We start from the raw sequence: 23,240 nt of genomic DNA on the forward strand, positions 1-23,240 counted from the left end.
TCAACTATTTACCTGAGAGGGTCTTTCTGTAGAGAGAAGGTGAGACACCAAAGCTTTCTTTGAACTTTTTGGAGAAATGGTTAATGGTCTTAAAACCACAATCAAAGGCGATATCTCCGATGGACTGTTCTGATATGGCCAAAAGTTCTTTGGATTTTTGAAGTCGACGGGAATGAATGTACTGCAATGGAGGGGAGTGGTAGGTAGCTTTGAATTTTCGTTTGAAGGAGGAAAGGCTCCTATTGGTGAGCTGTGCTAGCTCGATCAATGTAATATCTGAAAAAAGATGGGACTCTATGGTAGTTTTGAAATCCACAGTGCGCTCTTCAAATAGATTTTCCAGAATCTGAAGCACATTTGGTGCGTTTTGGGTTTGCATCAACAACAAAATGATTTCTTTGGTTTTTAGGATTAGGATTTCTTCATTTACCAAATGTGGATTTTCAAAATAAAACAACACATCTTCCACATATTTATCCACTGGAATGGAAGCTTCCATTAAGACCATGTTGGTTGCTATAGGATTTTTCTTGGGTTTGGTTAGAAATTTTGGAAGGTTGTTCATATAGATTTTCCTGAGCACATCTGGATGAAAGTGCACCGCCACGGCCTCATAAAGACCAGTTTGCTTATCAGGAAGTATTTGGCCCAAGAAGTTCCCACATTTCATTAAAACCGATTGTCTCTTAATGGCGCTTAAGAATTCATCTTCTGAAATAGAATTGTACTTCCCTTGTCTGATATGTAAAAAACAAGCTTCGTTGTTCATGGGATTGGGCCTTTTTATAGGGGGCTTTATAACCGCTCGCTCAAAAAGCATTTTACCAAAAAGGTCTATTCTTTTATAGTCAATGATCATTAGAAGTTTGTTGGTATGGTTGAACAAAAGGAAAAGTGGGGCAAAAAGCCCCACTAAACCATAAATTAAGAATACATTCTCATTATAGCATTGGAATGTCTTGCATTACCCAGGCCACATCTATTTAGTTCTGGGCAACTGTAAGCAGATGCTCCATTTGCAATGTTTCCTTAATTAATGCATCTTGAATGGGTTGGGTTTTTTCATTGTACTCAACCGTTCCATAATCAATGCCTGAAACTGTTCGTGCTGGGCGCGTTCCTTTTTCCATTTGAATCAACTTTAAGGTATCGTCCGCTACCAATTGCGGGTCAAGTGCATCCTCACTATTGAAAAAACTTTCAAAATTCTTCAGCATGGCATGAGGCACTTCTTTGAAATCTCCATATTGCTCTATGGTGTTTTTATCTGCTTCCTCTGGACCGGTAAACAATAAGTTGGTTCCAAAAGGTCCTGGTTCAACAATACTTACTTCCACACCAAAAGGGGCCAACTCGTACCGTAACGACTGTGAATATGCTTCAACCGCATGTTTACTGGCGCAATAAATACCAAAGTATGGGAAAGCCAATCTACCTGCCAAAGAGGTGGTATTGATGATCAATCCATCCCCAGCTTTTCGCATATGTGGAGAAACTGCTTTTATCATTCTTGCAATACCAAAAAAATTGACATCAAATTGTTGTTGAATCTGGTCTATACTATACGCTTCTGTTATTCCAACAAACATAAACCCCGCATTGTTGACCAATACATCAATATTACCATCTTCAGCTACAATATTGTTAATTGCTTTTTCTATGGAAAGAGAATCGGATACATCCAATTCTATCACTTTAATTTGAAGGTTTTCATTAGTTGCCAGTTGCTCCAGTTCCTTTTTTTTAGGGGCATTTTTACCATTTGTATTTCGCATGGTCGCCCAAACTTTATGGCCTTCCTTTGCTGCACTAAGTGCAGTTAAGTAGCCAAATCCACTACTACTTCCTGTGATTACTATGTTTTTCATAATAAATAAATTTATAGTAGACTAGTCGTCTACTGATTGAATAAAAAAATTTAGGTTAATAAACTATCTGTGAATTCTATGAATAGAGATAAGGGTTTTTCACTTTTTTTGGATTTCATCCGCAAGATGGCTCCTTCCCAATTGTTGAGTATATAGGCTGCTAATTTTTTGGCGTCTGAAGGATTACCAATGCTACCGTCTGCCTGACCCTCTGCAATACAAGTTTCAAAAATGTTTTCCCATCTATCAAGCTCATGAGCTATTCCATGGGCATAGCTCGACTTTAAATCGCTGAGCTCCAAGCTGCAATTGCCCAACAAACACCCTTCTGTAAAGTCTTTTTGAATATAAACCAACCTAATATCTCGAAAAAAGGACATCATTCGTTCCTTAGGGTCTTTAGTTTTGTCATTGAAATAACTGCTTAAGAGTTTTAATGATTCATCTCCATAGTTTTTAATGACCTGCAAACCAAAGTCTTCCTTACTTTTAAAATAGTAATAAAATGAGCCCTTGGGTATATCCACAGCGCTCAGAATTTCGTTGAGCCCTACATTATTAAACCCTTTTTGGATAATAAGTTCTCCTCCAATTTTAAGGATGCGTTGAAGTGTGGTTTCTTTTGCTGTTTCCATTTTATATTAGACCAGTCGTCTACAAAGATAATGGAATTTTTTAAGCAACTATAAAAAGAACAGTTTTTTTAAGGTGTTATTATTTAGATGTTTGAATATTAAGCGGGTAGGGGAAAATAAAACCTCAATGGCATCCTTTTTTAACCAGATGTTTGGATATCCACCAGTAATTTCCCGCAGGATCTATGATTCCTCCTTGACGGTCTCCATATGGCATATCCGCAGGCTCAAATACAGTTGTTGCGCCATGGGTCAATGTATTCTGATACAATGTATCTATATCTTCCACATACAAATAGATAACAGTGCGCATTCCTTCAAACTGACCTCTTGCCTGACTGATCGTAAAGCAACTATTCCCAATTTTAAGGATTAGATTGCTAATATCGCCGTTGGTTTCGTTGATAGATCTATTTATCTCTTTGGCATAAAATACTTTCTTTAAAAAGCCCACTAGCTCTTGTGGCTGGGCCACGAATAAATAGGAATTTAGGGTTCCAAAGCCATCTGGAACATATGTATTAAAAAGTTGCTTCATGGTTAAACCTAGGTTATAAGATAACTGAATAGCATTCCTGCCAAAATTGCCATTCCAAAACTTAACAAAGTACCTATAAGGACATATTCTGTTAGCTTTCGGTTTTTGCCTTTGTTCACATCCCCAAACCTAAATACAGATTTAGCTATAATCAACAAGCCGATAGCGGTCCATAGGTCAGTTAGGATAAATCCAAAAAAAGCGAAAAACCCCTTCTCTATATTCAGAAAGAGCTAATTGTTTTTAATTTGAAATTTTCTCTCGATAATTCGGAATCAATTTTCCTTCTACCCAACTCAACTCTCTGGTTTCCGTTGTAATTTTTGTCCATTTAGAGGTATCATCTAAATTTTGGAAGCGTTCTTTCTTGAAGAGAATTCTTTCTGGAACACCACCCTCGTCAAAAGGAAAAATGAATTTTTCCGAATAAAAGAATGCCCCGGCATCTGAAACCTGTGAAAGAGAAGCGACCCTGGTAAGTTCATCATCTTGGACGAAAAGGTAAATACCTCCTCCTTCCATGCCACATGCTTCAGCGTAATAATCAATAAACAACATTCCATCTAGATCAGGGATGCCTTTGTCATCCATAACTTTGATATGAATATTTGTGTTGGCCAATGGAATCTTTTTTTCAATATAAGAGCCGTTTTTTATGCTTCTTATATTTAAAAAAGTGGTCTCACCTTCTTTGGAATAGGCAAAAAAATAGTTCTGATCATTCAATACTTTTTTTTCAAAAGACAATAGGCCTGCTAGGATGTAACCCGTTACACCGGTATCGTACTTTACTTTATAAAAAGCAGAATCAAACCCTCTATAGGGCCATGTGAATTCTGTTTTTTCTATGATTTTCACCCATTCTCCAATTTTCAATAGTTCCAACACTTCAGATTCGGTGTCCGGTTCAGCTCGCAACTTAACATCATTTCCAAACAGATATACCTTCTCTCCAGGTTTAAAGTCACACTCTTCCAATGGACAGTTGTGTCCATTCTGAGCTGTAATTAAAGAAATTGTAAATAGGGTTGTTAGGACTGTACTGTAAAAAACTGCTTTCATCTTTTCTGATTTTAAGGATTAAACAGTTCTTAGGAGGGTTATGATATATACGGAGTAAACTGGTAAAATGGTTCGTCACAATGGATAATTCGGTAATAACAGGATAACAATAATAGCGGAAGATCTTTGTCTAAATTCATAAAAAAAGCCACGTCCATGGCTGACGTGGCTTTTAAAATCAACAAAAAACATTATCCTCTTCTTCCTTTCTCCTGCATTTTCTTTTTGCCGTTCATTGCCTTTCTCAACTTCAATTTTTTCCATGTTTGGTACTGCTCATCTGACAGTACCTTTTTCATTTTTTGATGTTGTGCAATTTGATAATCCAATCTTGCATTTTCTATTTCAAATCGTTCTTCTGCCGTGGGTTTTTTCCAAACACCACTTTCTTTTTTTGCCCTGATCTCTTCGTGCTTGGTCTTGCGCATTTCAGCTTCTTCCAAACTAATTTGCATGACCTGTTTTTGTTGCCCTTGACTTAGGTCCAGTGCTAAAGTCAATTTTTTAGTGTGTAATGTGGCAATTTGGGCTGCGGTCATATCAGCTTTTGCGCTTTTTCCCGTCCTAGGGCCTTCATGTTTTTGTGCCGTTGCACTCATTGTGGCCAATATGACCACTAATACTACGAATCGTTTCATATGTTTAAACTTTTAATGATTTGGTTATTGGACATGGGTTGAGACCAATGGTTTAATAGCCAATACATTATTTATAAAGCTTTTAACAATAAAATTTAGAGGGGAGACCTACTCTTCTTTTTCTAAAAGATTTTCCTTGGATTTTTCTTGTTTGTTGGCATCTTCAAAGTCAGCTTCAACAAACTCCTTGGACTTTAATTGAGCTTGAAACTCATCTTCCTGTTGAATGCCATTGTAGATAAAAGCGGCAACTACAAAACAGGACAAATAGATAAGACTTTTGATTTTGTAGGTCATGATACTAAGATTTGGGATTACTAAATTAGGGAAACCATTTTGCAATCTTTATGATATGTTGCGAAATGGTCTTTTATAGATGTGAAACTGTCAAAAAGTATGGTGTATCCGACAAAATACACAGTTTGCCCAAAAACTAATTGTAATGGTAACTCCCTAAACAATCTAATATTGAACTTAGCTAGGATCTAGAATAGAATCAATACGTTCTAATGCATCTTGCAAGTGATATCTGCTCATTTGGTCTGAAATACGGCCCATCCCATTCCTGATGTCTCTTTTTAAGTTGTTCAACTCAGCTCTTGCCACAGAGCGGATATCAGATTGACTGGTATTTACTACTGTGGATTTGCGGTAACCTCCAAAATCTGAAAGCTTTTTCTGGTTTTCAGCGGTCATTAAGTAAGCCAACCGATCAATATGTGCTTTTTGAAGGTTCCTTCTATAGGTGTCAATCGATTTTCCACTTCTTGTTTCGGACCAAATACCTTTGCGCAAATCACTCATCATATCCAGTAAACTGTATGCCTTGTTTCCATTTATAGCTTCGTTCTCTATAATGCGTGCCATTTTCCCTAAATGAAGAATAGTGTTCAAATAGCGCACTTGCGTTGAGCGAATTCGTTCAATAGAACCGGAGTATTGAATCTTATTGAAAATCTCTTGATCAATTAGCCATTCAGGTGTTTTGAACAATTGTTCTTGTATAAAGTCCATGCAATTTTTTTGATGCTCTTTATCTACATGAGCGTAAACTGGACCTTGTTGATCAGAAGTCTTATAATATTCATATACTCCCCCAATATTATTGGAAACGTGTCCCATATACCTTCTATATTGACTTACTACTTGCCCATACAATGTTTCTAGGTCGTCATAATTCTTTCCATCTTCCGTAGTCCATTCCGTCAAATTTGGAACTATTCTTTTTAAATTTTCAATGCCATATAGACTTGCCTTAATGGCATCATCCCCTAAGTCCTCTGTTTGGGAGCTGGGGTCATGGATGTCTCCCACTTGCTGGTGTCCAAAACGATAATTGGGGTCATTTTCATGAGCTAGAATCCAATTGTTCAAAGTTGATTTTTCTTCTTCAGCAGATGTATTCAAAATGGGTTTATATCCCCAGCGAATAGCATGCTTATCATAAATACCAATGTTGGGCATTAGGGCAACTCCTTCATCCCCTGGTTGGGCCACATAGTTAAATCGAGCATAATCCATTATACTGGGTGCCGTACCGAACTTTTGTGTAAACTTCTTTGAACGAAGAGAATCTACCGGGTAGGCAACACTGCTTCCCATATTATGGGGCAACCCCAGCGTATGTCCTACTTCATGGGAAGAAACAAAACGAATCAATCTTCCCATAATTTCATCCTTAAAGGCTACGTTACGGGCTTCTGGGTTAATGGCTGCCGTTTGTACAAAGTACCAATTGCGCAATAAGGTCATTACATTATGATACCAGTTAATATCCGATTCCAAAATCTCTCCACTACGGGGATCACTAACATGGGGTCCGTTTGCGTTTGGTATGGGAGATGCCAAATAACGAACCACGGAATATCGAATGTCTTCAGGAGACCATTCAGGATTTTCTTCTTTTGTTGGTGGGTCCCTGGCCAGAATTGCATTTTTAAATCCGGCTGCTTCAAAAGCAATTTGCCAATCTTCAATACCTTGTTTTATAAAAGGAACCCACTTTTTAGGCGTGGCTCTATCTACATAATATATAATTGGTTTTTTGGGTTCTACTAATTCACCCGCTTTATATTTTTCAATATCTTCATCCTTCACTTCCAATCTCCAACGGTCTAAATAACGCACAGTCTTACTTTCCTGTGCATCTAAACCATAATCAACTTGGCCTCTTGCAAACCAACCCACACGTTCATCAAAATAGCGACGTTTCATCGGCTCTTCTGGCAAAAGAATCATAGAGTTATTAATTTCTATAGAAATGGAACCCAAACTTTGGTTACTTGGTGAAGCTTTGGCCAGATAGGTCTTTACATGGCGCGCTTCTAGATTTAGCGGGTAGCTTTTTATAGATTCTATATAACTTCTTTCCGCATCTAGACGACTAACCTTATACCGTTTTCTATAAAACTCCGGCATCCCGATAGCATTAACATCTTTGGTGAACATAGGGTCGACCTCAATAACGGTAGCAGGATTCAAAGAATCCTTTTTGTTAAATGCCTTGATATCAAAAGCAAAGAGCACTGGCTCAAAGTTGGAATTTACAACTGCCTCATGAACAGGTAAAGAATCGGCAGCTACATTTCCATAAGAGATAACGCGTAATAATACTTTTTTGGGCTTTTTTTCCCACCGGAGTACTTGAGTATTTATTTTTCCACCTCCAAAACCAATTCCGGTAGCTGTTTTCGAAATTCTGCTCACCATTAGCATCTCACGATTAAATAGTGAATCCGGAATCTCATAGTAGTGTTTGTTTTCTACTTGATGAACCTGAAAAAGGCCTTCATCTGTTTTTGCTTCCTTGGTAATTACCTTATTATAAGGTTGGATATCACCTTTTTTTGGTTTGGCTTCCGCTTTTTGCTCGGAGTTTTTCTTTTTCTTTTTAAAAAGTTGGGCTTCGGTTGTCTGAAAAGTGCCAACAAAAAAAATAAGTATGAGGACTTTTGGTAGTAATTTTTGAATCATTTTATGTCAGTTTGATATGATCAACGCGATCAAAGAACCTAAAAAACATGAAAACAGACTGTTAAATAATTATTAACTCTCATTTTTTTTCTAAAGAAGACCAACCTCTGGGAGTATTGCGTTTTACTGGTACTTCCCGTTGAAACCCCAGCTATAGTTGAGCTGAGAGGAAATAGTTTTTTCCTAAAAAAAACAAAAAGCTGTAACAATTTGAAATTTGGGTAGTCTTATAAGCATATTACATCAATCAAAAAATTCAATCAAAAATGAACAAGTTATTAATGATTTACGGATGTGTACTATTAGGTAGTCCCGCCGTAGCAGAAGACCAACAAAGTACTACTGCCGTAGCAGAAACCAAAACAGAAACGGTTAGTACGTTTGAGAACGATTATACAGTATTGAACATCAATACTGAGTTAAGTGCGACCAATTTAAAATTTTATGGTACAGTAAATGAAAATTTCTTTGAGCTAAATTTAAACGAAATTGAGTTTGTGGAAGAGGAATCGGAAATTGATTTAGGTTTTAATACCTCTGATTACCTTCCTGAGGATTTTAATCCTTACGAAACTTATTTTGATTTGAATTCCCTTATATACATCGAAGACGAAAATGATTTGAACCTTAATTTTAATGCTGGTGACTACTTGCCAGAAGGTTTTGATCCTTACACGGAAAATGTAGATGTACATTCTATCAATTATATTGAGGATGAGGATGAGGATTTAGGATTTAACGCATCAGATTATCTTCCTGAAGGATTTTCACCTTACGAAGCGTATATAGACTTAAATAATATTCCTTACATAGAGGAAGAAGTTGATTTAAAATTAGGGTTTAACAGTAAGTATTCTTTACCAAAAGGTTTTGATCCTTATACAGACCTGGTAGAAGTTACTTCCATCAACTATGTTGAAGATGAAGAAATAAACTTAGGTTTTGATACATCTGAGTATCTACCTGAAAATTTTGACCCGTATACTGGGGCAAACTAAGTAGGATGTTTTAGTTTTCATTTTACAAATTTTTGAGTTAGTTAGTTATGAAAAGCCCTCATTGGAGGGCTTTTTATATGGCGCTTGTCCTCTTTTGTCTAGTAAATTCATCGGTTAAAGGTGCTTAACAAAAAAATAACACAAAAATCGATGAAGTGTAAATGTTAACAAAACCGTTTTAAACCTGTTAATCTGATAATATTTGAAGCTCTAAACTAATAGTTTGCCAATTCCCGAAAGCAGGAATTGATAATTCAATGACCCCACTGTTTTTGCGGGTTCGTTAACAAAAAACTAAATATAATAATCTTCAGTTTTAGTGGTTTTATCTTTGCTGTAAATTAAAAAACAACGGTTATGAAATACAGGAATTATATATTGACAACAATTGGATTTGCCTTATTGGCATTTAACGTAAATGCCAAACCATTGGTCACAATGGATGAAGATTTTGATATAAACAAAGTCATTTTCATTGAAGAGGACCAAGATTGGGAACTAGGTTTTGATACCTCCAAGTATCTACCTGAAAACTTTGATCCGTACAGTGGTGGTTTTTCTGTAAAAGCAATCAATTTTGTAGACGAGTGTGATGAAATTGAGTTAGGTTTTGAAACTACTGGTTACCTGCCAGAAGGTTTTGATCCTTATACAAAGTAAGTTAGTTTCTTACTATTTTTTGAGTTAGTTAGTTTATCAAGAGCCTTTCCAGTTTGGGGAGGCTCTTTTTATTAAAACAAAAGTGGTATTACAAATTGAAACACCAATATTAGCAACGCCACCGAGATAAGGTTAAGTATAATCCCCACTTTTGCCATTTGCGGAACCTTTACATACCCACTTGCAAATACAATGGCATTTGGTGGTGTTGCCATTGGCAACATGAAAGCGCAGCTACTGGCAATAGTCACCGGAATCAATAAATAAAGTATAGGAACTTCTAGACCAATCGCTATTCCCGCAACCACAGGTGCCAGTACAGCAACAAGTGCTACGTTGCTCATAAGTTCTGTCATAAATAGCATTAAAAGGATTAAAAGCGATGCGGTTAAAAGAATACTTATATCACTACTTGCAATTGCGGTGGCCACCATATCAACAATTCCACTGGAAGACATTCCTTTTGCAAGGGCCAGTCCTCCTCCAAACAATATTAAAATACCCCATGCTAGCTGAGATGTATCTTTCCAAAGGATTATAAAATCCCTCTTTTTTAGGTTATAGGGAACGGCGAAAAGAGTAATTGCCGCAAAAATGCTGATCATGGTGTCTGTAAGGCCAAGACCTGGGAAAAGGTTGTTGATTAGTGTCCTAAAAATCCATAAGAAAACAGTAACCCCAAAAATGACCAACACCATTTTTTCTTTTCCAGAAGTGGAACCTAATTTTTTGAGCTCCGCATGGATAACATCTTTGGAGGCATTGAATTTTAAATCTCTATTTGGAAACATCCATTTTACCAATACCAAATAGCTAATGCCAATCATAACAATTGAAAAAGGCAATCCCAGAGTCATCCATTTTAAAAAAGAAATCTGTGTATTGTACTCATTTTCCAAAAGCCCAATTAGAATAGAATTTGGTGGAGTTCCGATTACGGTCGCAATTCCTCCCGCATTGGCGGAGAAGGCAATGCCCAACATAACACTAAGAGCAAAGTTCTGATCATTTTTTGTAAAGCCATCTTCATCATCAACTAACAAATTGATTACAGAAAGAGCAATGGGCAACATCACCACAGTGCTTGCTGTGTTGCTTATCCACATACTTAATGATGCTGTCGCAATCATAAACCCAAGAATCACCTTGTTAGGTGTGGTACCTGTTAAGCGTATGATATTTAACGCTATGCGTTTGTGCAAGTTTACTTTTTCTAAGGCCAGTGCCATTACAAATCCGCCAAAAAATAGAAAGACTATAGGGCTTCCATAATTTGCACCCACTTCAGCAATGGGCAATATCTTAAGTAGTGGAAAAAGTAACAAAGGTAAAAGTGCGGTCACTGAAATGGAAACAGCTTCTGTTATCCACCAAATCAACATCCAAACCGCCACTGCAACAACAGGGTCACCTTTTTGAGAGACAATGTCAAATGGTAAATTACTTAAAATAAGAAAGACAATTGGGCCTGCAATAAGGCCTACTTTTTTACTCAACCTCAAAAAGTTTTATTAAGGCCTAAACTAAGGTTTTTTAGTAGAATAAAAAAGCTACTTTATTAACCCTTGGCAAAGCGATATTTGTTTGGGGAAATAGAAACATGTCTTTTAAAGTATTTTATAAAGTATGATGGGTCGTCGAACCCAACACGAAAAGCCACTTCTCCTATTTGCAAGGAGGTAAATTTAAGTAACCGTTTTGCTTCTAAGATGATTCGGTCCGAAATGATTTGAGAGGGAGGTTTGTTAGCAACTGTGTTTGTTATTGTGGTCAATGTTTTGGAAGATATATGAAGTAAATTGGCAAAGTCAATTACAGAAAGACCATTGTTGTAGTTCTCCTCAACAAGTTCTTTAAACCTGAAAAACTGAAGCTGGTAAGGACTTGTAAACTCTAACTTCTCATCCAAATCTTTTAGATGGGCACGTTCAAGGTTTATTAGTAAAGACTTTAGTAAAAACCTAACAATATCTTCAAAACCAAAGCGATTTCTATTGTCAAGCTCATTTAAAATTAATGTCACGTAATTTTTTGCAGTTTGGATAGCCGCAAAATCCATGGCATAGCAAGCACTTTTTTGGGCTTTAAAAATGTTGTGTTTCAAAAAAATATCAACATCAGTATGCATGAAAAAACTCTCATTAAAATGGATGAGCCAACCAGGAATATCTAGATTGTCATCAAAAAAGTGGATTTGATCTTTAGAGATAAATAGAATGGTATTTTCATTAATGTCATATGTTTTAAAATCTACAGTATGTGTTCCTCCTTTGTTGAAAAACCAAATTATTTGATAATAGCTATGTGAATGTGGAGCGGCGGCCTTTTTAATGTTTTTTGCTCGGTACTCTTTTAGGTCATATACCTCAAATTGTAACTTTTTCGGGTTTGTTTTATGCAGGTGGTATTGCGCTATTTTTGTAGAATTATCTTTCACGTAGATAAAGTGCTATTTCCTCTAAAATTAAACCAATTCTTTGTTTAACAGTTTTTTTGCTGCATTTAATCCACTGTAAACCGCACCATCTAGGTAGCCGCCATACATAGGAGAGGTTTCTGTACCGGAGAACAGCAGTTTTCCATTGCAGTGCCATTCATTGTATATTTCATTCCCGTATTGAGGACTCATGTAAACTGACTTTAGATTTTCACATGATGTTTGTGGGTCTTTTGACCAGTCCTTTTCAAAATAGGCAGTATAACTTTTAACCTCTTCGCCCAAATACTTTGTTAGATAGTCTAAAACCTTTTCTTGTCGTATTTTGGCCTTAGTCTCCCTTAATCCTTCGTTGATAAAGCCCATGAGCGCAAAGGTGTTCTCTTTATGGTCGCAGTGATCATATAATTCTATAACAGACCCTACTTGCCCTATAACTGTCCCGGAAAAGTCTTTTTCTTTCCAAAAGGGCTTGTTGAACAGGATACCAACTTTAATGGCATTGCTCATCCAAGTATGGGTGAATTTCATTGTCTGAAGCAAGCTTTTTGGCAACTCTGGACTAAAATCCATTTCTGATGCCAGTTTGGGTGGTAAGGTAATTATAGATTTTTCTGCAAAATAGGTTTTACCGTTAGTTGTTAAGCTAATTTTATCATCGCATTCATTGATGCTAGTAACTATTGATTTAAGATGAATCTTACCTTCTAATTTATTGGCAAGTTTATTGATGACGGCAATGGACCCATCGGCAATTCTATATGCCGATGGTCCGTTATGTTGACTTTCAAAATAGTGTGCGGGAGCCATGGTATTGTACACCAGTACACTTTTGCCCTTGCTATACTGCTCAAACTTGTGAATGGATAGAGTATCGAGCAGTTTGGATAAATTGACATGGTGGTCTTGAAACCAGGTCGCTCCCAAATCGATACCGTCCTTTGTAAGAATTCTACCTCCAATTCTATCCCTTGCTTCTAAAATGATAAAATCTTCTTCGCCGTTTTCAATTAGGGAGTAAGCCGTGGTCAAGCCAGATAATCCAGCTCCCACAATAACATATTTGGAATGTATTGTTTTCAAAAGTCAAATTTAGTTTCTTCCTGACATTACGCCACCATCAGTATCCCAAATAGCACCGGTAACCCAAGAAGCTTTATTTGAAAGTAAGAATGAAATGGTATTGGCAACATCCTCAGCACGTCCATTTCTACCTATTGGATGGAAGGCATGAAAGTTCTTAAGCGCATCATTTGCCTCTTGTTTTCCACCAAATACGCTTTCGTACACTGGGGTCTCAACGACAGCAGGTGATACGGCGTTAACACGAATTTTATAATCTGCCAATTCCATGGCCAAGTGCTGTGTTAAACTGTGCAAACCTGCCTTTTGCATAGAATATGCAGAGGAAGGTGTTGCTTTTACCGATTGTTTGGCCCACATAGAACCAACGTTCACAATGGCACCACCTTCGGTTGCCGCCATTTTTTTGGCAGCAGCTTGAGTGATGAAAAAGAAACCTCTGTTCAAATCTAAATACGAATCGTAATCAGATGTAGTATGTTCTAAAAATGCCTTTGGGCCAAAAATACCTGAAGCGTTTACTAAGTAATCCAGATTGTCCCAATCAGCAATAGTGCTTTGTAAAGCATCTACTTGGTCTTTGTTGGTAATATCCACTTTATGTGCGAACAGATTGTCATTGGCTTCGTTTTTAAAGGCATTCAATTTAGTGTCATTGGTGCCTACTACATGCACTTCAATACCTTCGTTTAAAAGGTTTTGTGCAGTTGCTTTTCCAATTCCGCTACTGCCTCCTATGATTAATGCTCTTTTCTTCATTTTAATTTAATTTTTAATAATTGTAGCGCAAAATTAGATTGGTCCAATCTGTTATTTAAGCTATAAAAAGAGAACAAATGGTAATTTTAGGAAACCATTTATCATTAATAAAAAAACCTTCCCGTTAAGGAAGGCTTTTTTGATAAACTAAACTTGACTAATTCAACACCTATGCGACTATAGGCTCAATCTTAAACGTGCAAAAAGAAAACGGCCGCTATATCCAAATTGAGACGTTCTTCTTGAATATACAAACTGATCTCCGGAGGTACCGCCTTCCCTGTTTTCATCTGGGTAAACATCAAAAAGATTATTGGCCCCTACGGTTAGTGATAGATTTTCAGTGAATGTTTTTGTTATTGTAAGGTCTGTAACCAATTTTCCTCCGTAAACAGCATCATCGCTTACAGTTGTGCCACCTACACGGGCATCTCCATTGAAATCATCAGGATCGGTCACCTCTCCAAAGTATACATTTCTTAATAGAAAATCCCAAGAATTCCATGAAACCAAATTTGTCAGATTCAATTTTGTCCTTGGTTGTGCAAGGGTCAAAAATGCCTCTTCTTGACCATCAAAGAAAGATCCACTTAGGCCAGCATTCTCAATAAGTTCAGGGACAAAAATGTTTTCAACTTCTGTTTTGTTGAAGGTAGCCGCCAAATCATTTTTTAAGATTGCATCTCCCAAATTTGTTTTATGGGATAGAACTATGTCCAAACCTGAGGATTTAGTATCAATGGCATTTACAAAGAACCGGGCACTAGTGGCACCGGCAGATGCGAAAATCGATGTAAGCTCAGGATCGCCGCCATTTCCGAAGCTTCCGCTATAAACAATTCGATCATCTATATAAATTAGGTATCCATCAACAGTAATTGAAAAATCACCAAAATTACCTGTTAATCCAGCACTAAAACTGTTGGAAGTTTCTTCTCGTAACTTATCAATCCCGATAAGTGTTGCTGCTCTACTGTCATTGGTAAAAGTTCCTTGCTCAAAAGGTACGTTGTCCACAAACACCGTACTTGTCCTGCTAAAGAATTGTTGGTGCAATGAAGGTGCTCTAAAACCAGAACTGCTCGCCGCTCTTAGGGCTAGATTTTCTGTAAGTTTTAATCTTGTTGCTAATTTATAGTTGAAAGTGCTCCCAAAATCTGAATAATTCTCATATCTACCGGCTAAACTCAATAACCAGTTTTCGGTAAAGTCTGCCTCAAAATCAGCGTATAGAGAAATGTTGTTCCTGAACTTTTCGGTTGCATTTCCGGGGTCATATCCGCGGAAAACTTGAGAACCCCCGCCTAATGGTGAACCAGTAAAATTATTTCTTACCAATTGATCGTCCGGTGTAACGCTGTTCACTGGATTTCCATTGATATCATAACTTGTATATGAAGACTCTTCGCCAGCTATGATCTCGTACTTTTCAACCTTGTATTCTGCCCCAAAAGCAACATTAAATCCTTCAAAAATATCTTCATGGAACCTACTGAAATCTAAATTGGTTGTGTTCTGGGTAAAGCCCAACCCACCTGCGTCAAAACTACGAGGGGTGGCAACGCCCAATGTTCCGTTGCTTGAGTTTCCTACGGTAATGTCAAATGTATTTCTACCATAGGTATTTGAAAAATCAACATCCCATTCATTTACCTTGCCCTTGATTCCCATAGCGATGGATTGATCTATAATATCTGTTCCAATGTTAGGTAAGAATCCGTTTGGAAATGCAGGTGTGTTTGCACGGCCATCACCTTGGGCGGGTCTTCTGTAAAATCCAGAGGCCAATCCTTGACGATAGCTTATCCCGCCAAAACCATAGATCTCTGTTGTTTCTGAAACTGGAATAGAAAGGTTTGCAAAGAATTTTCCTTCTCGTAGTCTTGATGTACCTACTTTAAACCTAAAATCTTCTCTTGTAAGTCCACGTGCAGAGAGTTCATCCTCATCGGCGTCAAAACCTAATAGACCACGAAAGGTGTCAATATCAGTATCATCATTTAGGTCAAGACCTGCAATTTGATCTTTTACTCCTTGGTCTAGGTAACCAATGCCCTGGGCGGCATTTGCATAATCCTGTAATGTCATGTCGGCCACTGTTCCTCCACCTGCAGCAAAAACACGCTCCGCACCATGAAACCCTTGAAAAATATCACCTGCATAATCTTTGTTTCTTAAAGCAGGTTCTCTGGTGGATAAGGAACCGGTGAAATTAATATATCCTCGATCTCCAATCGGAAGTCCAAAATTAGCATCTAACTGAAACTTTTCCCCATCACTTCCTCCTTCAAACTGGTTGCTATTTTCACTAAAATTTGCTCCAGAAGTCAATGAAAGATCAAGCTTTCCAGTAGATTTTTTAAGGACGATATTGATAACACCGGCAATGGCATCAGAACCATATTGGGCTGCTGCTCCATCTCTAAGTACTTCAATACGCTGTATAGCCGCTACTGGAATAGCATTCATATCTGTACCTACACTTCCTGCACCAACAGTTCCATTAACATTTATTAGAGCAGTGTTATGTCTTCTTTTACCGTTTATCAATACCAATACTTGATCTGGACCTAAGCCACGAAGCGAAGCGGGATCAATATGATCTGTACCGTCTGACACTGTTTGCGATTGTGAGGTGAAAGAAGGTGCAACATAGTTCAATATCTCATTTACACTAACCTGTGGTCCTTGATTGGCAATGGTTGCTACATCAATTACATCCACAGGAACGGTAGTCTCAGTAGCTGTTCTATTAGGGTTTCTGGACCCTACAACGACCACATCATCCAACTGGGCGGCGTCTTCCGCTAGAACTATGCTGATGGTAGATTGTCCGTTTAATGAGACCTCAGTGGTCTTAAAACCAAGATATGAGATGACCAGAACAGCATTTTCATCATCAACTTCTAGTGTAAAATTTCCATCAAAATCGGCTTGTGATCCATTTGTGGTGCCTTTGACCAAAACATTTGCCCCAGGCAATGGGTTGCCATCCCCGTCTTTAACGGACCCGTTTACTTGCCGCTGATCATTTATTGGACTGATAGTGCTTTTGTCCAGCGATTGTTTTTTTAGAACGATCTGATTTCCGTTTATGGAATAGTCTAAACTTTCTTGTGCTGAGAGCCTATCCAAAACCGTGAATATCTTTTCGTCCGATGCGGTCAATGAGGTTTTTTTAGCATCATTGATTTCATTCACGTTATAAAAGAAGTTGTAACCAGATTGTTTTTTTATCTCGTTTAAAATGTCTTTTAGGGGAACATTTTCAAATTCAAAATGAACTTTCCTCTGCGAATAAATATCATTGGCAGTGAGCTGACAAATAATAAACAAAGTGAGAAAAAAACTTAACTTCATTTTTAAGGTCAATTTTGTGCTGGCCACCAAGAAAAAGGGTGACTTGAAAACCATGCTTTTTTTCATAATTTTGAGTGTTTGATTGTTAGTAATAATTCTTGTTAGCGATCTACAATTGGGGGAGGTGCTGCAACACCTTCCCTTTCTATTTTGATATGGTGATTACGTTGTTTTCTATTTCATAAGTAAAAGGTGTGCTAGAAGCTATTGTATTTAAAATAGTTTCAATGCGTTCGTTCTGAAATTCTCCTTTGAACATCTCGTTGTTCAAACTTTCAGCATTGTTGATAATTGAAACATTATGGGCCCTTTCAAGTTTTCGAAGAATTTGTTCAAATGACAGATTGTCTATAATCAATCTATTTTCCATCCAACTTGTGTAAGTACGCACATCAACCTTCTGTTTGGTCAAAGTGCCGTTCTCTTTTATAAATGCCGCTTGATAACTTGGACTGAGGAGGATTTTTGTGTCAGGATTGGAATTCTCATAAACATTGACCGAACCTTCTACCAAAGTGGTGGAGATATTACCATCGGATTTATAGGCAGATACGTTGAATTGTGTTCCCAAGACTTTAATGTCCAGGTTTTCTGCATTAACAATAAAAGGTCTTTTTTTATCTTTGGTTACATCAAAAAACGCTTCGCCTTCCAAGTAAACCATACGGTTTTGGGCAGATGTACCCAGGTTTTTTGGAAATCTGAGGCTAGATCCTGAATTTAACCAAACCTTAGTCCCATCAGAAAGGGTTATTTTGAATTTTTGACCATAGGGAATGTAAACTTCATTAAAAACCAGGTTGGCACCAGAGGAGTTTTCAATTTTACTAAAATCCAACCCTGCCGATTCTTTTTCTGCTATGATGTTCCCTTTTTTATCTGTTAGCACTTTTGTGTCATCCATAGCTATTACCTGCTGTGTTCCATCCGCAAGGGTAATCACTATTTGATTGGAAAGATTACTCACATGGGTAGACTCAGAATTATCATTGTTGTTAAATTGGGCAACGTAAATAAAACTTGCTGTGGCCAAAATGCCTATGAAGAGTGCTGCATAACGAACAAAGTGAAGTTTTTTCCTTCTTTTGGTTCTTCCTTTATCCACTGCAACCATGAATTCTTTGAAAGCATCTTTGCCGTCGAAATGATGCTGCAAATTGTTTTCCGATCTATTATTTATTTCCTTTTTAAAAGTGTTTAGGTTTTCCTTGTTGGATAGAACCCACTTTTTTAATCGCTTTCTCTCGCTGACGGAAATAGTTCGGTTTAAGAATTTCTCAATTAAATCTTGCATTTTTAATAGTCTTACAACTCTATGATACGAATTTGACAAAAAACCCCTACTTTTTTTATAAATTTTATACTTTAGCCTATATTTTTTTATGATGAACGAAAAAATACTTGTAGAAAATTTGAAGAAAGGTGACGTAGTTGCCTACGAGTATTTGTTTGATGAATACTACGATTGGTTGTGCAACTATATCTTTAAACTTAGCGGTAATAGAAGTCTTTCCAAGGATATTGTTCAAGAGACCATGATTAAAATTTGGGAAAAGAAACACCAGATTACCATAAGGGAATCACTTAAGGCCTATCTCTTTAAATCTTGCCATAATCAATTTTTGCTTCAATTAAGAAAAGATAAAAAGAAGCCAGATCTTTTAGATAGAATTAGATGGGAGACCATTTATGACAGCTATTTTGAATTGAAGGAAGATGATGACCTTGTTAGGGCCAGTTATAACAAACTGGAAGAACTAATCGATAAGTTGCCACCAAGGTGCAAGGAGATTTTTATAATGAACAAGCTAGAGCGCAGAAAATACCGTGAAATAGCCGAGGACATGGGTATTTCCATTAAAACCGTAGAGAACCAGATGTCCAAGGCCTTACGGATAATTAGAGAGAATGCTTCTGTGTTTTTATTCTAATTGATAAAAACTAATTTTAGAATGAGAGTACTGGTGTTTTTCTGACTAAGAACAGTTCCCTAAACTTTACAAAACAGATTTAGTTAGCACATTTGCCTGAATTAAATTTTTTAAAATATGCAATAAGTTTTAGCTTGGTGTATTCAGGTGGTTTAAACTTCATTTTTTTATTAAGACAGCGAGCTTCTGAATACAATTGTCTATAATAAAAGTTATTTTCATCGGAGAAGTCATTGCCAATATAATTAGCGGCACGTTGATATAAGTATTTTTTATAAAGCAATTGAACGATATTGCCATTGTGATCTTTAATAAAGAATTTCTCAATATCATTAAGATTGGTCCGGTAAAGAGGTACAACTCCATTTACTAATAATTCCAGATAAAGTCTTTTTTTCTGAAAAGTGAATTCTTTGCTTCTGTCTATGCGCTCCAAAACCAAAAGGTTGTTGTTTCCATTGTCGATTTCTACCTCACGGATAAGAAGTTTTTTCTTTTCTTTTAGAATTACTTCCTTCACCTCTGAAGCAGGGATAACCTGAAATTTTCCACGAGCACTCGTTGCATAAGAGACAACATTAACCTCCTTACTTATTATTATGTTTTTTACTAAACCATCAATTTGTTCACCGTTTTTTTTAGTATTACGGCTTTGGTAGCTCCTATTTGAGCATGAATTGATATAGATAATAATGTGAACAATAAAAATAGCCTCATGTATAGTAAAGTATGGTTAGAATGAAATATAGATTTAAGGGAACTCTAGGATTTTGTTTTAGCAACTAAACCTTTATCTGTTTTTTGTACTTCAAAAAGTGCCAGCTTTGCTAAATTTTTGGTGCTCTTATCCCATTTTTTGCCGCTGAGGCCTGCTTTTTCCTTAAGTTCTGACAAAGGCATTTCGCCAATAGGTTTAAGCACGTCCATGATGATTTTTTCTTCCTCAGTAAGCTCCACAGCTTTTTTCTCTGGTCGCATTTGAGGGAAGAACAATACTTCTTGTATGGATGAATTATTGGTCATCAACATAACCAAGCGATCTATTCCTATTCCAATACCTGAAGTTGGGGGCATGCCGTATTCAAGGGCACGCAAAAAATCTTGATCAATGAACATGGCTTCGTCATCTCCTTTTTCAGAAAGCTTCAATTGGTCTTCAAAACGTTCGCGTTGATCAATGGGGTCGTTCAGCTCAGAGTAGGCATTTGCCAATTCTTTACCGTTCACCATAAGTTCAAAACGCTCTGTAAGTGCAGGGTTAACCCGGTGTTCCTTGGTCAAAGGACTCATTTCTTTTGGATAATCTGTAATAAAGGTAGGTTGCACATAATGGTGTTCACATTTCTCACCAAATATTTCATCTATCAATTTACCAACACCCATGGTCTCGTCCACTTCCAACCCGAGTTTTTGGGCAACTTCTCTCAACTGGACCTCATTCATTCCGGCTACTTCAAAACCAGTATGTATTTTAATGGCCTCTAAAATAGGAACACGGGCATAAGGTGCCTTAAACTCTATTTCATTTTCACCAACAGTAACTTTTGTACCTCCAGTGGCATCAATAGCGATTTTTTCAAGCAATTGTTCTGTGGTATCCATCATCCAGTTGTAATCCTTATAGGCCACATAGAGCTCCATTACTGTAAACTCAGGATTATGGGTACGGTCCATGCCTTCATTTCTAAAGTCTTTGGAAAACTCATATACCCCATCAAAACCACCAACGATCAATCTTTTAAGATATAATTCATTGGCAATTCTTAAATACAAAGGAATATTCAATGCATTGTGGTGCGTTAAAAATGGTCGCGCCGCAGCTCCACCAGGAATGGGTTGTAAAATAGGAGTCTCTACTTCTAAATATCCTTTTTCATTGTAAAACTCACGAATACTGTTTGTTATTTTTGTGCGCTTGATGAAAGTTTCTTTTACAGATGGGTTTACCACCAAATCCACATAACGCTGACGATAACGCATTTCAGGGTCATTGAACTCATCATAGACATTGCCATCGGCATCTTTTTTTGGTAGGGGCAAAGGTCTCAACGCCTTGCTCAACAAACTAAAGTTTTTGACCATGACCGTCTTTTCACCTACTTGGGTGGTAAATAGTTCACCTTCAATGCCAATAATATCGCCAATGTCCAATAACTTTTTATAAACTTCATTATATAGGCTTTTGTCTTCCCCAACACAGATTTCATCCCTATTGAAGTAGACTTGAATTCGCCCCTCACTATCTTGCAATTCAGCAAAAGAAGCTTTACCCTGAATTCTTCTGGACATTAATCTACCGGAAATCACTACCTGTTTACCTTCTTCAAAATCGTTTTTGATGCTCTTGGAAGTAGCATCAACTGGATATAGCGCAGCAGGGTAGGGGTTAATTCCCATTTCCCTAAGCTTGGATAATTTTTCCCTTCGAACGATTTCCTGTTCCGATAGTTGCATAGTCTATAAAAAATTAAAGCGCAAAATTACACTTTTGCGCTTTAATTCCTTACTTGGTCTTGCTTAATGTGGCATAATTAGGGGTATAAGGTTTCCCGCTTACAATTTGAACTGTGTCTTCCTCTAGAGATTCAATTGGACTTTCCACTATTCTATTCACCTCTTTGCCATCTTTAAAGAAGATTATTGTTGGCACTTTTATGATATTCAGTCCTTGTTCTTCGCCAGTTGGGCTGGTCTTTACAAGCCCCTTTCTTCGATCAAGAGCAACAATTTCCAATTTCTTCATTGGAAAGTTGGCAGTTTCCAAAATCTTAATGATTCTAGGGACCTCTCTCTTGCTGTCTCCGCACCAGGTGCCAAGGAACAATTTAATCTGATGACCCTTTAATGGCTTTTTAATGACCTTGATCAAAGTCTCATCTACATCATAGGACTCATGTTGCTGTTGGAACCAAGCTTGATAGGGTTCTGAATTTAGACCATCCAGATTAATTTTTCCGAGCAGGAACTTTTTTCCGTTTTCCAATGTGATTTCCTTGTTGAATTCTTGAGAAAAAATCATTGAGGAGCAAATGAATAAGACCGTTACTAAAATTGATTTCATGATTATCGGTTTTTACGTTTATGACCGAAAATTCAATAAAATCAATAGGTGGTGAGCTTTTTTGAGGATGGAAATTAGGACTAGACCCTAGGTGGATTTTCTAAAATTAGAGCATTGACTTGATTTCATTACGTGAAGAAACATCAAGCTTTTTGTAAAGGTTATTGATGTGTGTTTTTACCGTACTTAAGCTAATAAACAGCTCTGAAGCAATTTCTTTGTTGGATTTTCCTTCAGAAATTTTGGTCATGATATTTCTTTCTTGAACGGTAAGTAAATCAAAAGGGTTTTTCTTTTTTTCTCTTTCGCGCCTTTTAAAATTGAAATAGGCAACTTGTAAAATCAAAAAGAGTATACCGCCATATAAAATGTATTTCCAATGATTTATGGGAGATGTTGTATTGGTATCATGTTGCACTAATTTATCTCCGTTCAACTCATTTTCATACTGCAACGTAAAAGGAGCATTGGGATATTTGTTCATTAATCGTGTCAAAAGTTCGTCATAGTAACCATTGAATTTTACATCCATCATGTAGAATGTGTGGGTCTCGTTTTTTCTATCGGATAGAAAGTCATAGATGTATAATTCAGCCAAAGGCTCATCTGACCTTTCTGCAAAGTCTTGTAATCTTTTAAACCATTTTTTTAAATTGAGGGAGGCACTTGATTCGCTATTGTAGTCCATGAATTCGAATATCATTTCTTCTTTAAGCGCATCTATCTCAAGGAAAACAGATGATTTAGCATTAGTAGAGGTTATTGTGCATAGTGCTTGGTTTTCGAAAGAAGTGGGAAATTGAATGGCATCTTTGTTGTTTGCTATAAAAAGCAGGCTCGTACTGCTATCACACTGTCCTAAAAAATGATTGGTCTTTAGCTCATTTGAGCATCCGTCCAGATGAAGCTGGTATACTCGATTTTTGGTAAAGAGGTTATTTCCTTCAAACTGAAAGTACCCTAAGGAGTCCACTACGGTTTCTTGGATGATTTGGTCCAAATAGATTCTTGAGGACTTTCTGTAATCCTCAATTAAGGATAGATAAACCGATCTGCCTTCGTTTTCCTTAGATACTTGTCCGGAGAAATGATATTGACCAACAGCAATAAAAGTGTTCAGAAAAATAAAAAGGAATATAAAAACCCGCATGTTACTTTTGTAAAGTGGTTAAATTTAATGGTTTTGTGTAACAAATCCAGCAAATTGTATACCTATAAGTATCATCAATCAAAATCA

At 37.1% G+C, this 23,240-nt stretch carries 21 protein-coding genes and 1 pseudogene; 3 read left to right on the forward strand and 19 right to left on the reverse strand.

Going from position 1 to position 23,240, the window contains the following annotated elements; translation table 11 throughout:
* Window positions 1-4: 4 nt before the first annotated feature.
* The 9 genes and pseudogenes from DKG77_RS06490 to DKG77_RS06530 form a co-directional block, all read right to left on the reverse strand.
* Window positions 5-859, reverse strand: a complete 855-nt coding sequence (locus DKG77_RS06490; protein WP_133248423.1) for a helix-turn-helix domain-containing protein — start codon at window positions 857-859, stop codon at window positions 5-7.
* A 124-nt stretch (window positions 860-983) separates the two neighbouring features.
* The gene (locus DKG77_RS06495) at window positions 984-1,868 is read right to left on the reverse strand and encodes an SDR family oxidoreductase (protein ID WP_109661294.1); all 885 of its coding nucleotides are present in this window, start codon (window positions 1,866-1,868) and stop codon (window positions 984-986) included.
* Window positions 1,869-1,918: 50 nt separating this feature from the next.
* Window positions 1,919-2,503 (reverse strand): TetR/AcrR family transcriptional regulator, encoded by a 585-nt coding sequence (locus DKG77_RS06500; protein ID WP_109661296.1) that lies wholly within the window; start codon window positions 2,501-2,503, stop codon window positions 1,919-1,921.
* 124 nt (window positions 2,504-2,627) lie between these two features.
* On the reverse strand, window positions 2,628-3,041 hold the full coding sequence (locus tag DKG77_RS06505) for a VOC family protein (RefSeq protein WP_109661298.1): 414 nt from the start codon (window positions 3,039-3,041) through the stop codon (window positions 2,628-2,630).
* Window positions 3,042-3,049: 8 nt separating this feature from the next.
* Window positions 3,050-3,238, reverse strand: a pseudogene (locus DKG77_RS17115) (DUF3307 domain-containing protein); the annotation flags it as partial.
* A 46-nt stretch (window positions 3,239-3,284) separates the two neighbouring features.
* Window positions 3,285-4,103, reverse strand: coding sequence for an SH3 domain-containing protein (locus DKG77_RS06515; RefSeq protein WP_109661300.1), 819 nt, complete (start codon window positions 4,101-4,103; stop codon window positions 3,285-3,287).
* A gap of 191 nt (window positions 4,104-4,294) precedes the next feature.
* Window positions 4,295-4,741 carry a hypothetical protein gene (locus tag DKG77_RS06520; protein ID WP_133248424.1) on the reverse strand — a complete coding sequence of 149 codons (447 nt, stop codon included), beginning with the start codon at window positions 4,739-4,741 and terminating at the stop codon, window positions 4,295-4,297.
* A gap of 108 nt (window positions 4,742-4,849) precedes the next feature.
* Entirely contained in the window at window positions 4,850-5,038 is a 189-nt protein-coding gene (locus DKG77_RS06525; RefSeq protein ID WP_109661304.1) for a hypothetical protein, read from the reverse strand.
* Window positions 5,039-5,215: 177 nt separating this feature from the next.
* On the reverse strand, window positions 5,216-7,714 hold the full coding sequence (locus DKG77_RS06530) for a zinc-dependent metalloprotease (RefSeq protein WP_109661306.1): 2,499 nt from the start codon (window positions 7,712-7,714) through the stop codon (window positions 5,216-5,218).
* Window positions 7,715-7,980: 266 nt separating this feature from the next.
* On the opposite strand from DKG77_RS06530, the gene DKG77_RS06535 reads away from it, so the two are divergent.
* Entirely contained in the window at window positions 7,981-8,712 is a 732-nt protein-coding gene (locus tag DKG77_RS06535; RefSeq protein WP_109661308.1) for a hypothetical protein, read from the forward strand.
* A gap of 357 nt (window positions 8,713-9,069) precedes the next feature.
* On the forward strand, window positions 9,070-9,372 hold the full coding sequence (locus tag DKG77_RS06540; protein ID WP_109661310.1) for a hypothetical protein: 303 nt from the start codon (window positions 9,070-9,072) through the stop codon (window positions 9,370-9,372).
* A 71-nt stretch (window positions 9,373-9,443) separates the two neighbouring features.
* Here the strand turns inward: DKG77_RS06540 and DKG77_RS06545 are convergent, their stop codons facing one another.
* From DKG77_RS06545 to DKG77_RS06570, 6 genes are all read right to left on the reverse strand, one after another.
* Window positions 9,444-10,874, reverse strand: a complete 1,431-nt coding sequence (locus DKG77_RS06545) for an SLC13 family permease (RefSeq protein ID WP_109661312.1) — start codon at window positions 10,872-10,874, stop codon at window positions 9,444-9,446.
* Between the two features lie 56 nt (window positions 10,875-10,930).
* Window positions 10,931-11,809: a helix-turn-helix domain-containing protein gene (locus DKG77_RS06550; RefSeq protein WP_109661314.1), complete on the reverse strand. Its 879-nt coding sequence runs from the start codon at window positions 11,807-11,809 to the stop codon at window positions 10,931-10,933.
* 27 nt (window positions 11,810-11,836) lie between these two features.
* Window positions 11,837-12,892 carry a flavin monoamine oxidase family protein gene (locus tag DKG77_RS06555; RefSeq protein ID WP_109661316.1) on the reverse strand — a complete coding sequence of 352 codons (1,056 nt, stop codon included), beginning with the start codon at window positions 12,890-12,892 and terminating at the stop codon, window positions 11,837-11,839.
* A gap of 9 nt (window positions 12,893-12,901) precedes the next feature.
* Window positions 12,902-13,651: an SDR family NAD(P)-dependent oxidoreductase gene (locus tag DKG77_RS06560; protein ID WP_109661317.1), complete on the reverse strand. Its 750-nt coding sequence runs from the start codon at window positions 13,649-13,651 to the stop codon at window positions 12,902-12,904.
* A 177-nt stretch (window positions 13,652-13,828) separates the two neighbouring features.
* Window positions 13,829-17,077, reverse strand: coding sequence for a TonB-dependent receptor domain-containing protein (locus DKG77_RS06565; RefSeq protein WP_243414867.1), 3,249 nt, complete (start codon window positions 17,075-17,077; stop codon window positions 13,829-13,831).
* A 79-nt stretch (window positions 17,078-17,156) separates the two neighbouring features.
* On the reverse strand, window positions 17,157-18,305 hold the full coding sequence (locus DKG77_RS06570; RefSeq protein ID WP_109661319.1) for a FecR family protein: 1,149 nt from the start codon (window positions 18,303-18,305) through the stop codon (window positions 17,157-17,159).
* 88 nt (window positions 18,306-18,393) lie between these two features.
* On the opposite strand from DKG77_RS06570, the gene DKG77_RS06575 reads away from it, so the two are divergent.
* Window positions 18,394-18,942 carry an RNA polymerase sigma factor gene (locus tag DKG77_RS06575; protein WP_243414869.1) on the forward strand — a complete coding sequence of 183 codons (549 nt, stop codon included), beginning with the start codon at window positions 18,394-18,396 and terminating at the stop codon, window positions 18,940-18,942.
* 79 nt (window positions 18,943-19,021) lie between these two features.
* On the opposite strand, the gene DKG77_RS06580 is transcribed toward DKG77_RS06575, so the two are convergent.
* The 4 genes from DKG77_RS06580 to DKG77_RS06595 all read right to left on the reverse strand — a co-directional run bounded on the left by DKG77_RS06580 (window position 19,022) and on the right by DKG77_RS06595 (window position 23,153).
* On the reverse strand, window positions 19,022-19,462 hold the full coding sequence (locus DKG77_RS06580; protein WP_109661323.1) for a hypothetical protein: 441 nt from the start codon (window positions 19,460-19,462) through the stop codon (window positions 19,022-19,024).
* A gap of 242 nt (window positions 19,463-19,704) precedes the next feature.
* Window positions 19,705-21,396: a lysine--tRNA ligase gene (gene lysS, locus DKG77_RS06585; protein WP_109661324.1), complete on the reverse strand. Its 1,692-nt coding sequence runs from the start codon at window positions 21,394-21,396 to the stop codon at window positions 19,705-19,707.
* A gap of 49 nt (window positions 21,397-21,445) precedes the next feature.
* Window positions 21,446-22,003, reverse strand: a complete 558-nt coding sequence (locus DKG77_RS06590; RefSeq protein ID WP_109661326.1) for a thioredoxin family protein — start codon at window positions 22,001-22,003, stop codon at window positions 21,446-21,448.
* 106 nt (window positions 22,004-22,109) lie between these two features.
* A complete protein-coding gene (locus tag DKG77_RS06595) occupies window positions 22,110-23,153 on the reverse strand; it encodes a helix-turn-helix transcriptional regulator (RefSeq protein ID WP_109661328.1) in 1,044 nt (347 codons plus the stop codon).
* Between the last annotated feature and the right edge of the window lie 87 nt (window positions 23,154-23,240).

Source organism: Flagellimonas aquimarina, from assembly GCF_003149745.1.
Taxonomy (GTDB): Bacteria; Bacteroidota; Bacteroidia; order Flavobacteriales; family Flavobacteriaceae; genus Flagellimonas; species Flagellimonas aquimarina.